We start from the raw sequence: 13,742 nt of genomic DNA on the forward strand, positions 1-13,742 counted from the left end.
GTTTATTTGAGTTGTTCTTTACAGTCTTTATACAGTTGAATTAAATGATATATAGACATATCTATGAGAGGCTCAAACATAAAACTGTTTACATGAATTAGTTCAGGAGTCATCATATTAACACGCTCTATAATACCATAATGAGCATCTCTCGGACAGACTTTTTTAAATAGACTTGTCCACCTCCCCGTTTGACTACCTGTTACAGCTAAATCTTCTTCACTTTTACCTTTTGCTATCATTTTGTCGTACATATAATTTTCCGCCAGGTGTCTTATGGCAATAGATAAGCACACTTTATTTTCAATTAGCACTTGATTAGGATTGGCTTCGGTTATGATGCTATCTGCGGTTTGCATAATCAAGTCGTAAATTTTATCTGTTGATTTAGGGCGTTTCATACCTTTACCTTGTGTAAAATCAGTCATAATATTTATCAACTGCTCAATTGTAATAGTTCGTGTATTTGCTTTTTTATGAAGGCATTCTGTTAATGTTTTGTAATCATCATTTTCCCCTTTAGTATATTCTATCAGATTTCTAACAAAAGGAATCATGCTTATAAATATTTTATCATCATTATCATGCTCGATAAAAGCATTAGTATATATATTACCTTTATACTGACCTTGGTTGATGATTACCTTTCCATTAGCTAAGCGTTCTGCCATCCATAGATTTGGTTGGAATAGACTAAGACGGGACGACAATGTTCTATAGAAATCATAGTTATGAGTCAACACGAGCATATAGAACTTATTGCTATTGTCTGCAGCAATGTCTTTAATATATTCTACTATCGCATATTTGTTTTGATAATCAAATGAATCAGCTATATCATCCATAACTAAAATTGTATCATGATCCATAGTCTTACGTGCTTCCATTTCAAAGAGAAATTGCAGGATAATGAAAGCGCGTTTTTCGCCTCGACTAAGGATTTTCTCCAGCACGTCTTTCTCCACAGTTGTTTCTGCACTTGAAGTTTCAACGTAAGAAAACTGTAGTTTCGCTGCTTCTTGTTTTAGTATAATATCCTTTTGATTGGCTATAGAAACTTTTATTGGTACATGAAAACGTGCATTATAAAGGGCTATAATTTGTTCCCATCTTTCTTGCTGCGAGCTGGCCTCTTCTAAGACTTGCTGTAGTGCCTCTTTATTTTCATTATAAACTTGTATATAAGCATCAAACAGAGGTTTTATCTCATTGTCTGATAAATACCCTAACCAAACTTTTTTTCGGAATACTTCGTAGTTGATGATTTCAGGTATCCATTCAGGATGATTGTTCAAAACAGATTTAAAACCTCTCAATTCGACATTTTTGTCAATTGCTTTTGTGATTTTATCAAAAGCTTTCTTTAAATTTTCATCCTTTAAAAGACGTTGTTGTTCACTATTAATAAGTTCTTGCAACTCTGTCTCGGACGATAATTCCGTATCGTCCTGAAGTACAATTTTATGATTAACACCGAAAAATGAACCATCAGAAACATACTGTTGTAATTGCGTAACATGATACGTTCCAAATGTATGACCGGCCACAGTTCGGAATAGTTTGGAATTCCCTAAAAGTCTATTGTAATTGTCGATATATATATTCAGGTTATCTTTATTAGATTCTATAAATTTCTTAACATTCTCTTTGGTGTCAAATACATCATTATACTTAAATTCAAACTTTGGTAAACCTGATTTGACTTCACTGTTTAAACGCTCAAGTATGCTAAAGATAGTGTCTGCATCATTTTGTTTGAAAGTACCGAATATCTCTTTTTCACAGTCGGAACTTAAAGAGGCACTTTTTAATTTACTTATGAGGAGTTCCTTCTTCTCTGACAATTGTTGATATATAGAATCATACCTGTTTTTTAATTCTGAGCTTGCAAGGAAATTCACAAACGACTTTGAACAATCAATATCATCATCTCCATTAACTACGAATATATTTTCCTTAGACACATCTAAACCGTCCACTTTTAGGATGAAACTCGATTTGTCTTTATCGTGTAGCTTGTCACATGGTTTCTCTTTGGACTGCCCTGATAAATAGCGCATAGTTTTAGCAAAAGATGTTTTCATTGAACCATTTGGAGCATAGATTAAATGTATTTGTTTACCAGGAGTAAACTTGAATTCTTGGTTGAGCTCCTTAATACCATAACAATTTCTCCAATCAATTTTTATTTTTTGTATCATAAATTGCAATAATAGGATTTTGTATTTATGTAAATATCTATTTGTTAACTGTATAATATGCCATTACATTTGTTAGTGAAAGATAGCTATGACTCATTTACTATCAACCACTTTTCTGTCTCGTCAAATGTAGTGTCAATAAAAGTATAATTAATCATCTTATGAGTATCTATCTGTCGATAATCCTCAAATAGCTTACGGCTGAAACGCAATTCGAATGCTAAACGCATATCATCTGTTATATCTTCACTTTCGGCTTGTTTTGCCTCTTTACTCGTTATGGTTCTTATACGGATAATTTCATATAAATCACGAACGCCTTCACCTTTTATATAAGGTACAAAGTAATGAAGGTCATGCAATGAAATGGTTGTCGGGAACTTTGGTCCTGTATAGTACAAAATGGCATTACCGTCAAGGAAACTTTGTGTATATCCGGGTCGTGAACTATTTCCAACCAAACCTACAAGAAGGCGATTAGGCACTTGCAATAACGCGCCCTTCTGTGGTATCACTTTCGATATGGTTTCATGCGATTTATTTTGAATAAGTTCTTCTATGAATTGCTCTAAAAGCAATCGGTTATGTGTGTCCTTGGGACGAAGTGGGAATGCTCCAATATTTACCTCATCTATAGTCTTACGGAACTTAGATACGGCAACATCAGTAGGCTCACCATCACCTGGGAACAGGATATAACCACCTATCACTTCTTTTTTCAAAGCGTTTGATTGACAATCTTTATAATAGATGGCATCACGGTATCTATGCATTTGGTTGATTGCATCTTCGGGTGGAACATCTACTCCATTTTTATCCTTTCCATCAATACGATATTTCGCATCAAACAGGTAAGTCATTTTCATTCCTTCTTGCAAATCGTTTTTTGTAAGCTGCAATACAATATCCGGTTTTTGGGGAACAGTTGGTACTACTAGGTCAGTTATACCGACAGAATTATTTTCGCGTTCCGAACTTTTTGGATTATAGATTAGCTCCGCCAGTTCTACATCATCTTTTTTGAAAAGGATGCGCGAATGTTCTCCCTTGCCCAAATCCCATGTAAACAGACCATTCATTTCCATACGGTTTCTGTGGTCTATGTCTTCATTGGACAAATGCAGTTTTTCTTTTACTATATGGCTTACTTCTATAAAGCACCAAATTTCATAAAGCGTTGCTATATCTTTGGTCTGCAAGCGATATATGCCATCATTCAGTGAATAGGAGCGTTGAAGTAGATTCCATGTGCGATATACTTGACTATATCCGGTAGCTTTTTGCAGAACCAAACTCTCTTGATTCATTCCTTTGTAATTTCCTACAGTGCGGAAAAAGGAATTTCGTTGCAGATGTTTAAGTGCCGTTAATGTGGCTTGCATATCATCCTTCATCACATCGGAAGCATTCTTCACAGCTTCTATACGCTTCTTCAAGACTTCATATTTGTCAGCAATTTGTCCAAGAGCAAATTTCAGAAACCTGTTTTCCTGTGTATCGTTTGTCCATACATGTTCCTCTACACGGTATAAATGAGCGCAGTCATTTCTGTGTTCTGCCAATTCGTTTTCTATGTAAGAGGGAATAAATGTCAGCTTGTCAGCACGTTTGTAAGCATCCTTTCCATGTAGCCGATGCCGTGGGCGGTCAATGATATTTTTACAAGCCTTTATGAATTTCTGTTGTTCATTGGCAAATACGCTCCACCAGATTATTTCAGGGGTTTCTCCGTTTGTATCGGGCGAAAAACCATGAAAGGTTCTTCGCATATAATCAAGTGAAAGCATCCTGTATTCCTGTTCAATATCCTCGATAATAGTTCTCCAATGCTCGTGATAATTGAGTTTTGTGCTTAACACTTCAAAAGAGAAAACAAACTCACGGGTCTCTGCCCCTACTTGATATATGAACTGTATTTCACTGCGCCCAACCTCATTGCTATAGTTCAAGAAACCGGCTAATATCTGTCTGCGAAAAGTAAATTTCTCATTTTCATTTTGAAGAATGGAACCGAACTGTGCTTTTTTCACATAGTCCTTGAATTCAATCCAAATAGGATAATCGACATTATCAAAAAACACGGCAGGGGCTTGTTGGTTGTCCTCAATCGCAACTCTTTCTCCGATATGGTTGCTTAAAGTAACAGATGCTACTCCCTCTGACCAAGAGTAAGTAGAGTGTAAGCCTTCTTCTCCCACATTATTCTTAGCCTTGCGCCAAATATCATCGAACTTTGTACATTCGACAATCATTTCAAAATCCTGATGTCTTATGGTAAGCAGTTCCATCGTTTCTTGCAGATGTCTGATAGTTTTTAGCTCCAGAAACTTGTATAACCGGATGACAGTCGTCCTTGCATTTCTTTCAGTTTGGCTATGGAAATAGATTCTATTTTCTTATCTTCTCCAGTCAATACCAGCAACTGCGTTTCGATAGTGGTAATCAATTTTTCAAGAAGTGAATGCTTGACTTTTGTATCGTCTCCTTCAATACGCGACAATATTTTCATACTGGTTATTTCATCCAATGCTGTTGCTATGACTTCATCCTCACTGAACTCATTTCCGTTTTCATCCATGTTGTATGGCAAATTGTTTACCACATAAAGTAAGAATTCGTTTCGCGTACGGTAGGCGATTTTGAATGGTGTGCCATTGAGGACGTCATTCACAGCTTGTAAATAGGTCAATACCTTATTGCAGACTTCTTCGTTGTCTGCGTACACATCCACACCTTCTACGGCTGTACCGATCAGCATGTCGCTACTCAGTTTGCCAATTCGTTCGTACCTGCTGTCTAGACCAGCATACAAATCCACTTCATTCATTTCTATTGTCATAGCGCGGTCGAGTACCTTTCGGGAGAAAGAGAAGGTTGTTTCATCCATATTTACCGTACCCACTACAATTAGATTTTGTGGAATGGTGATGCCTTCTTCCAAAAAGCGATTCCTTAATGCTTCATTATCTCCTGTCAGTTCGGCAGTCAATACTCGATACCAATCTTCTGTGCTTTTCTTCAGTATAGGGTCTGTTACAATCGTACCGTCTTCACTGCTTTTACGAGATTCTATTATGCTGAGAAATTCCGCAAAGTATTGTTCCACAGGAGCAAGGTTCATCTCATCCAAGCAAAGGAAATAAGGAGTGTCCAGGTTTTCCCAAGCCCGTGTGATGAATCTTAAGAAATCGCCAATTACATATATGGGACTTCCGCTGACACGACTCACATATCCCATTAATTCCGTAGAGTCATGCCAATTAGGTTTTACCTGAATCATCTCAAAGTTTTTTGGCTTCTGAGCCTTGTATTCAGCGGAATTTTCGTACCAATATGCACGGGCTAGTTCACGGACAATACGGCTTTTACCTGTACCGGATATGCCAGCTAACAAAAGGAAAGGCTTGGTCTTGATGGCGGTAATGATGTCTATATATTTATATACTCGCTCGTCTGTTGAACTCTTATTGGTAGATAGATATTCAAGTAATTCTTTTGTTAAAGGTGTTATTTCTCCTGCTGTGTGAGGATGTGTCGGAATCCATACCAAATGTTTTCTTCCTTTGGAAAAATGAGTATAAAATTCCGATGTGTGAGCAAATAAGCCCTCCCATGCAGAACGGGCACTTCCTGAACCATTCCAAACAGATTCTATATGTAAAGGCTTGTTTTCAACAACCTTATTTACAAACATGCGGAGATTTTCCGTTGTTATATTGGCACTTTTTGTAGAACCTTTTTCCGTATCAACTTTTGTTGCTGATATGTATTTTTCAACATGATCAACACTGTCAAGCTGGATTTTGTTTGTTCCAGCTTTTACATAATCCAAATTAACCCCTTTGGGTAATTCATCGATTAAGTTTAAGAAGTGTTCTAAAGTCAAAGCCATAAACTAATTATTTATGTGATTAATATAGTCATTAATAGAGTTTGCTATGCCGTTAGCTAAAACGAAAGGAACTCCGTTCCCAACTGTTTTAAAGGCATCTGTTAGTGATACATCTTGTGGTAGAATAAAATTTGCGGGCAATGATTGAATAGCCAATGATTCCGCTACAGATATTCTTCGAGGCAGGAAAGGATGTATATGAACCTCATTATTCCCATAAGCGGCTGTTGGTGAATATCGCCATCTGTGTAGGCGTTTATAACATTTCTTTTCCACATCGCCTTCTTCTTTTGTCCTAAATCTTACGATTCCCGCACGTGGTTGGAAATACATATTGGCATTGGGATGATGTGTCACATCATTTTCCGTCCACCAATGTTGTATGGTCAAGTCTTCTATAATACCATTAGGCATAAGCATAGGAGTATTTTCTTGATAGGGAGATTTATTGGGCCAGGGAAGATTCTTTATTTCTTTCAAGTTATATCTTTTATGCGCTTCCCAAGGAAAATTCATTAAGACCCCGTTATCCGCTTGAAGATGTAGCCTATTAACAGCATCTTGGTGAAATCCTATTAATATAATTCTATCTCTATCTTGTGCCGCTCCAAATTCCAAGGAGTTGACAAGTTGTTCTGTTAGAGAATATCCATGTGCTCTAAATTGCTGTTTCAATTCTTCAAAAAACTGTCTATGTCTTGCAGTTCTATATAGTCCTTTTACATTTTCAAAAAGGAAAAAATCCGGGAGTGCTGTACAAATTAGTTGCGCATACGTTCCAGATAGCTTACCATTTTCTCCATCACGTCCTCTATTTTTTCCTGCTACAGAAAAATCGGGACATGGAGGGCCTCCAATAAAACCGGTAAGTTCTTCTTCTTTCGATTCTTCTACCCAATCTATAAGTCTTTGAAGCCTGTCTCCATGCTCTCCATCAATATATTCAGTTATATCTTCTATATGATGACCGTATTTGGGTTCCTGCAATCCCATATTTTGTCTTGCATAACGATAAATACGATCAAAAGCTTCGTGAAATTCATTTACGAAAACAATATTATAATCACCTTGTAATTCGAATCCTAAATCCAAAAAACCAGCACCTGCAAAAAATGAAAATATGTTCATTAGTTATTTTATTCTTTTATTGACCAAAGTAAATCTTTCACATCTACATCTAAACATTCAGCAATCTTGACCAATGTTTCCAAGTTCGGCTGCATGGTGTTAGTACACCATTTCGAAACAGTCCCCGGATCTTTTCCCAACTGCTCTGCTAGCCATTTATTGGTGCGTTTCTTTTCTGCAAGAACCACCTTTAAACGATTTATGTCTTTATTCATACGTTCTATGACATGTTTTAAATACAAAGGTAATCATTATAATCGAGACTTTTTTCTATTCATAATAGTTTTCTAACAAATATGTGTTGAAAAGCAACTTTATATTGGAATATACTTCAATGATGTATGTTGGAAAATTTACTTAGATTGATTTTCCTTTTCCCTTCTTTCCTTAACTTTTTCCAATCCCGGCATCTTTTTAGCCAATGCACTTTCTCCAGCAGGAAAATAGAGAGGAAAGACTTGAAATAAGAAACTGACAATGTCATTGCGCTTCTTGCCCATGTTGAAAAAAGCAGAGCAGATAAAATACATAAGCTCTTGTTGGCTACAAGTGTCTTGTTGTATGACTATTGAAGGAGCTACTATTAGGTCATGTTCTGCAAATGCGTAAGCGCTTGCAAGAATGGATTTCTGTTCTTCTTCAGTGAACATTTTGATTTTTTCAGCTAACCATTCAAGTTCTTCTCTTTGAAGTGCTTGTTGTTTTTCATTTTGGTGTTCCAGTAAAATAGATACTTTTTCTTGTTCTTTTTCTGTTAAGGCATTTTCCAGTGCCTGGTTTTTTCGTTTAAGAACGTTGAATTTCAGCAAAGCAGCAATGTACATACAGAAATATCCTACTGCAATATCGAATATTAGGACAAGCAGATAATTGTTACTTGAGTTTTGTGTGTCACCAGCCATATACTCACTAATAGGGATAACAGCTAATAGCATAATAATGGCTATTGCATAAAGTACTCTGTATCGTGTTTTATGGTTTACCTGCGGTAAAGAGGCAAACAAAAAGGCGATAATCAAAACGGCAATTATTGCACCGAGTGGTATGAAAGGTGTTCCCATAGGTTTATTGCTCAGTTTGAGGATTAATAACAATACGCCAATAGCCAGCCTTATCAGAACCTTCATGAGCCAAAATTCCCATATCCCTAAGGCTCTTGATGTTTTTCTCTATAGCGCGTTTAGTTACACCAACCTTATTAGCCATATTATCGGCTGTGATTGATGGGTCGGAAATAACAAGATCAATAATTTTTTGTGCGGTTTTATTGATCTTCTTCGGCGTTTTCGATGTGTTTCCTAACTTATCTGCATTTACACCGAACTTTTCGACCGAACTTTCTTCGTTTACACCGAACTTTTCGACCGAACCATTTACTCTGTCGGCTACTTCCTCAACAGGTATTTTTCCGTTCTCACCCCAGTTCAAATTATAGAACGTGGTGTAGAAAGAAGTCGCTTCCGTTTGATATTGTGGTTCTTTGCCAGGCAGGAAATTGGGCAGTTTCTCTGTGAGTTCCCGCATTTTTCGTAAACCAGAGCCACGTTTCTCCATATAGTCCAATTGCGTAAACATATCCGCAATAACAGGGTTACGACGCATGGACGGCACTTTGTATATGTCACGGTCTTGGATTTGCGTACCGTCAAGCATCGCACCGGGTGATACTAATTCTACTCGGTCATCATAGATGTCAATGTGTACTTCACCACCCATAACGGTATAATCTCTATGAATAAGGTGATTTACCAATCCTTCAAAGATGGCACGGTCAGAGTAGTCGGGTAGATTAAGGCGATAGTTGGGCATCTTCACCCAGCCACTCATAGTATAGTTCTTGAAGAAGTCCATACCATATTTTAAGAGCAACACAAGATTAGCCCGATGTTCCACGGAACTGATAGCATCATCCTTGTAGAGTCCCGTCCAACGGGTACAGAAGATGCGAGATTGGAATACGGTGCAATTATCTACAAACAATAGTCCGGCATTGGTTAGTTTACCGTCAGGAGTAACCAGTCCGAATGATTCCAAATATTTGTCATTCCATTCCTGATGAGTTTGCTCATGGAAAGTATTGGCAAGGATGATGAAAGAATGTTTGCTGGCATTCACTTGGGTAGGCAATGAATCCCATGTCATGTGTGTGCCTTTCAACACCAATGAAAGAAGTTGTTGCGAATTGCACTCCACGCTTTCATTGCCAACTCGTACATATGCGGTACGTGTTCCATCTTGATAATAATAATAAGGTGTAAGTGTTCCAGCTTTTACTTTCACTTCAAGTAAGGTATGTCCTTCGTGCTCTATCGGAATAAGTTGAACTTCCGGCACAGGGTCAAGTCGTGCCTTTATCATTTCACTGATAAAATCAGCATCGGCTTGTGGATTCTCCAAACCAACAATTACTCCGTCATCGTTCACTCCATAGAACAAACTGCCACCATCCGTATTGGCAAAAGCCGACACGGATTTGAGCCACGACTTTACTTTCTTGCGTTCCAACATTTCTTTGAAATCGTAAGCTGAGCATTCCGCTATCAATGTATTGGTATGTATCTGCATAGTTTCCTTATTGTAGTTTGGGTATAATCTCCCAATATGATGTACAAACATACGAAAAATCTCAGGAATAAATGAATAAAAAGGGAGAAATGGCACTGAATGGCTTATTAATAAAGCGTTTGCGGTGACAGACGAAGCCACGGAGAAAAAGGTAAAACGCAAAGAAAAGTGGAATACAGAAGCAGTTAGGTTTTCAAATCATTACCCGCCCGAAGGTCAGTTTTAACAGTTACCGTGACGATTGCTCCGCCTCGCTTAGGTTTGTCTATTAAGGTCTAACTCGTTGATTATTAGTTTTGAAATAGAAAACGAGTATGAGCAGAAGCACATTCAAGGTACTGTTCTATGCGAACGGCAGCAAAGAGAAAAAAGGAATTGTCCCTATCATAAGAAGGGTAACAATTAATGGAACTGTATCGCAGTTCAGTTGCAATGTAACATCCCGAAAGAACTTTGGATGCTAAAGGGAACAAGGCTAAAGGGAAATGCAAGGAAGCCAGAGAGATTAATCTTGTCTTGGATAATATCAAGGCACAAATCATCAAGCACTACTAGTGCATATCCGACCGTGAAGCGTATATAACCTCAGAAATGGGCAATGCCTATCAAGGTATGGGTAGCGACTATGAAACACTGCTCAAAGCCTTCGATAAAGATTGCGCCAACTTCATGAAACGAGCGGGTAAAGACCGCACCATTAGAATGTACAAGGTAATGCTAAGGGCAAGAAATAATGTCGCAGCTTTCATCAAGGCATTCTATAAGCGAAATGATATGGTCATGTTGGAACTTACGCCTGACTTTATCAAGGAGTTTGCTGCTTATCTTACAACCGAACATAATTTGAAGAACGCCACGATATGGCTCAACTATATGTGGCTGAAAAGTGTGGTGATGCGTGCGCATTATAACGGGCTGATACCGAGAAATCCGTTTGCAGAGTTCCATATCAGTCTGAACGTAAAAGAACGTGAGTATCTGACAGAAGATGAGATAAAGGTCATCATGACACATGAGTTTGAAATCCATCGCTTGCATTTGTTCGAGACTTATTCGTGTTTGCCTGCTTCACTGCACTCAGTTTCGTGGATATGAAAGAACTGACAACGGATGAAATCATAGAGGTGAACGGCGAGAAATGGATAGTTGGCAACCGACAATGAACGGATTTTGCATAAGTGTGGAAATCAAGCCTGTAAAACTCAACATTCGGTTTTGGAAGTACAACGATGGGGTAGATGGATTTCCTGATTGGTGCATCATTCTTGTGTATTGCAGATTTACTAAAAAAGTGTGTGTCGTTTCAATAAAATAAAGAAAATCATTTTTTAGAGGGAATATCTAAAAACATTTAAAAAAATTGCTTTGGTAAAAATATTCTTATAAGAATGATATGTGAGCTAAAAACTCAATTACTTAAATATATAGCAATGTTGTTTATTGAAAATAATTATCTTTGCAAACAAACATATCAATCATTCATTATGGATACTATATCAGTAGGAATAAATCAAACAGGTAATGAACAATTTGTTACTTGGATAATAATTGCTGTAGTTTTTATATTTATTATCATACTTTTTCTGCTTAAAATAATCAAGGAGAGAAGAAATAAGGTAGAAGGTGATGGGATTATTCAATCATCCTCAAATGTGTCAAAAGAAAAACCGATACAGATATCTGTTCCAAAACCTTGTCTCGGTAACAAATTAAGTGAAGATTTAGTACAATTATCATCTCAAATTAAAAAGTCGAAAGAAATTGTTAAATCGGAAATTATTCCGTTTGCTAATGAATTAAAAAATAATTCAAGAGAAACATCATTTTCAATTGTAAAAGAGAAGGATGTAAATGCCCCATCGATAATGTCTTCAATGGCTCTTGAGCTTATTGCAAAAGAAGATTACTCTAAATTTTCAAAACCTAAATATATAGGTTACAATCCTATAAATATATTTACGCAAACAGAACCTTTAAACTATCCGTATGTCATAATGCCTTCAAAATCTGGCTGCGTAATCAAATTTCCTCAAAAAGGAAGGACTGGTAGAAAAGGATATAAAGAAGATGATTTCTTGCAATACATACGAAAATATTTTAAGGAAACTTTTAAAATTTATGATGACCGATATGTACTAACTAAAAAGAATCGATATGAACCTGATATTTCGCTTTTGAATGAAAAAGACGGGATCAATATTTTTCTTGATATAGAGATAGATGAACCTTATGAGGGAATCAATGATATAAAAAATAGGAAACCAACGCATTTTCGATTTGCTGATATAAATCGAAATAATGAATTTAAAAATAGAGGATGGATTGTCATACGTTTTGCAGAAATACAAATACATCAAAATCCAGATGGATGTTGCCGTTTTATCGCAGATGTCATTAAAAGCATTTATCCACAATTTAATATACCTTTAGGCCTAGTGGTGACTAAACGTATAGAACCAGTTCTGCAATGGACAAAAGAACTTGCTTTAAATTGGTCAGCTCAAAACTACAGAGAACAATATTTGGGTATTGGACAGTTTGGTTATATACCGATAATACAAGAAACTGATTTTGCACTTATCCAAGACGAAGAGGTCGAAAAAGAGGTTGTTGATGATAAACCTATTGCTTTGTCAGAAAAAAATAGCATTTCTACGCTTTCACAAAATATTATAGATATAGCAATTCGAACAAATAAATATATTGTATTCCAATATGAAAAAGATAAGACTATAGTCAAACCTACCAAATACAAAGAAAATGCTATTGCTGGATATTGTTATGTAAAAAATATGATTCGTAGTTTTGATATATCAAAGATGGAAGATATTCATCTGAAAAGCAGATATTACACATTAAGGTTGTCAGCTAGTGAATTAGGAATTCAGACCGTGGCTAATATGATGAATATTATAATCCCTAATCATAAATATGTCAGAATGGAATATACGAAACCAGCTCGAAGTTTTGTTACTATGGATCCTGAAACAAACAAGTTGATTCAAATGCAAACAAAAGCTGAAACCAGTATTCGTACTATCAGTGATATACAACTTGATACTGAAGGTTGGGGCGAAAACTATATTCGAGCTTATTGCCATAAAAGAGAGGAGGGACGAACATTTTATTTTGGACGAATTAGTCTTTTGGAGATTTTAGATTTATAAATAGCAAGCTTGTCATAATACATCATTCACAAATAGAATAAAGGGGATAGTTTTCTGTTCTTTTTTGATTTTTATGCGTTTACATCTCGTTATTTATGGATAAAAATCGTACTTTTGTGTGCAAGAGCGTGTGTTGCTTATGGATGCTTATTTTCGGATTTGCACTATATTTGCAACACGTTCACGCAAGTTGCTCATACAGAGATGCTGTTGACTTTGAGGAAGTGAAGTAAGTTGCAATAGGTGATTTTATAGAAAAAAGAGGCGTGTAATCCATTAAGTTGCACGCCTCTTGTGTTTTTGAATTTCAAGTCAATCTTATATACTTATTTTTCAGTTTGAGGATTAATGACAATGCGCCAATAGCCACCAAAGTCCGCACCTTCACGAGATAAGATACCCATAGACCGCAATTTTGCAATTTGTTTTTCTACGGCACGAGAACTTATACCAATCTTGTAAGCCATAGTTTCGGCTGACATAGGAGGATCGGAAATGACGAAATCGATAATCTTCTGTGCTGTCTTTCCTATGTTTTTAGGGGCATCTGTGCTCTCTCCGAACCTTGTCTCCGAACTTTTGTCGTTTACACCGAACATTTTCGCATTTACACCGAACTTTTCGACCGAACTTTCTTCGTTTGCAGGATACTTTTTGAGGGGACTGTTTACCCTTTCGGCCACTTCTTCTACGGGTATTCTTTCGTTCTTTCCCCAATTCAGATTATAGAATGTAGTGAAGAAAGAAGATGCTTCCGTATTGGCAAAAGCCGACACGGATTTAAGCCAT

General features: G+C 36.7%; 8 protein-coding genes and 2 pseudogenes. 2 read left to right on the plus strand and 8 right to left on the minus strand.

Features of this window, described 5'->3' with window-relative positions; all coding sequences use genetic code 11:
- Positions 1-2: 2 nt before the first annotated feature.
- The 7 genes from DW800_RS02115 to DW800_RS02145 all read right to left on the minus strand — a co-directional run bounded on the left by DW800_RS02115 (position 3) and on the right by DW800_RS02145 (position 9,786).
- Positions 3-2,201, minus strand: a complete 2,199-nt coding sequence (locus DW800_RS02115) for a hypothetical protein (RefSeq protein WP_117976705.1) — start codon at positions 2,199-2,201, stop codon at positions 3-5.
- Between the two features lie 86 nt (positions 2,202-2,287).
- On the minus strand, positions 2,288-4,489 hold the full coding sequence (locus tag DW800_RS02120; protein WP_119957745.1) for a DUF2357 domain-containing protein: 2,202 nt from the start codon (positions 4,487-4,489) through the stop codon (positions 2,288-2,290).
- A 26-nt stretch (positions 4,490-4,515) separates the two neighbouring features.
- Positions 4,516-6,093, minus strand: coding sequence for an McrB family protein (locus DW800_RS02125; RefSeq protein ID WP_227073472.1), 1,578 nt, complete (start codon positions 6,091-6,093; stop codon positions 4,516-4,518).
- A 3-nt stretch (positions 6,094-6,096) separates the two neighbouring features.
- On the minus strand, positions 6,097-7,221 hold the full coding sequence (locus DW800_RS02130) for a DNA cytosine methyltransferase (RefSeq protein WP_032595259.1): 1,125 nt from the start codon (positions 7,219-7,221) through the stop codon (positions 6,097-6,099).
- 8 nt (positions 7,222-7,229) lie between these two features.
- The gene (locus DW800_RS02135) at positions 7,230-7,436 is read right to left on the minus strand and encodes a helix-turn-helix transcriptional regulator (RefSeq protein WP_032595260.1); all 207 of its coding nucleotides are present in this window, start codon (positions 7,434-7,436) and stop codon (positions 7,230-7,232) included.
- A gap of 138 nt (positions 7,437-7,574) precedes the next feature.
- On the minus strand, positions 7,575-8,282 hold the full coding sequence (locus DW800_RS02140; protein ID WP_099146268.1) for a hypothetical protein: 708 nt from the start codon (positions 8,280-8,282) through the stop codon (positions 7,575-7,577).
- 4 nt (positions 8,283-8,286) lie between these two features.
- Positions 8,287-9,786, minus strand: a complete 1,500-nt coding sequence (locus DW800_RS02145; protein WP_032595111.1) for an RNA-binding domain-containing protein — start codon at positions 9,784-9,786, stop codon at positions 8,287-8,289.
- Between the two features lie 314 nt (positions 9,787-10,100).
- On the opposite strand from DW800_RS02145, the pseudogene DW800_RS02150 reads away from it, so the two are divergent.
- Together DW800_RS02150 and DW800_RS02155 are read left to right on the plus strand one after the other, a co-directional pair.
- Positions 10,101-10,943, plus strand: a pseudogene (locus tag DW800_RS02150) (phage integrase SAM-like domain-containing protein); the annotation flags it as partial.
- Between the two features lie 327 nt (positions 10,944-11,270).
- Positions 11,271-12,953, plus strand: a complete 1,683-nt coding sequence (locus DW800_RS02155; protein WP_133303825.1) for a hypothetical protein — start codon at positions 11,271-11,273, stop codon at positions 12,951-12,953.
- A gap of 326 nt (positions 12,954-13,279) precedes the next feature.
- Here DW800_RS02155 and DW800_RS02160 read toward each other — a convergent pair.
- Positions 13,280-13,714: pseudogene (locus DW800_RS02160) on the minus strand (HTH domain-containing protein); the annotation flags it as partial.
- Between the last annotated feature and the right edge of the window lie 28 nt (positions 13,715-13,742).

The sequence above is a fragment of the Bacteroides sp. AM32-11AC genome, from assembly GCF_003603515.1.
GTDB classification, from domain to species: Bacteria; Bacteroidota; Bacteroidia; order Bacteroidales; family Bacteroidaceae; genus Bacteroides; species Bacteroides uniformis.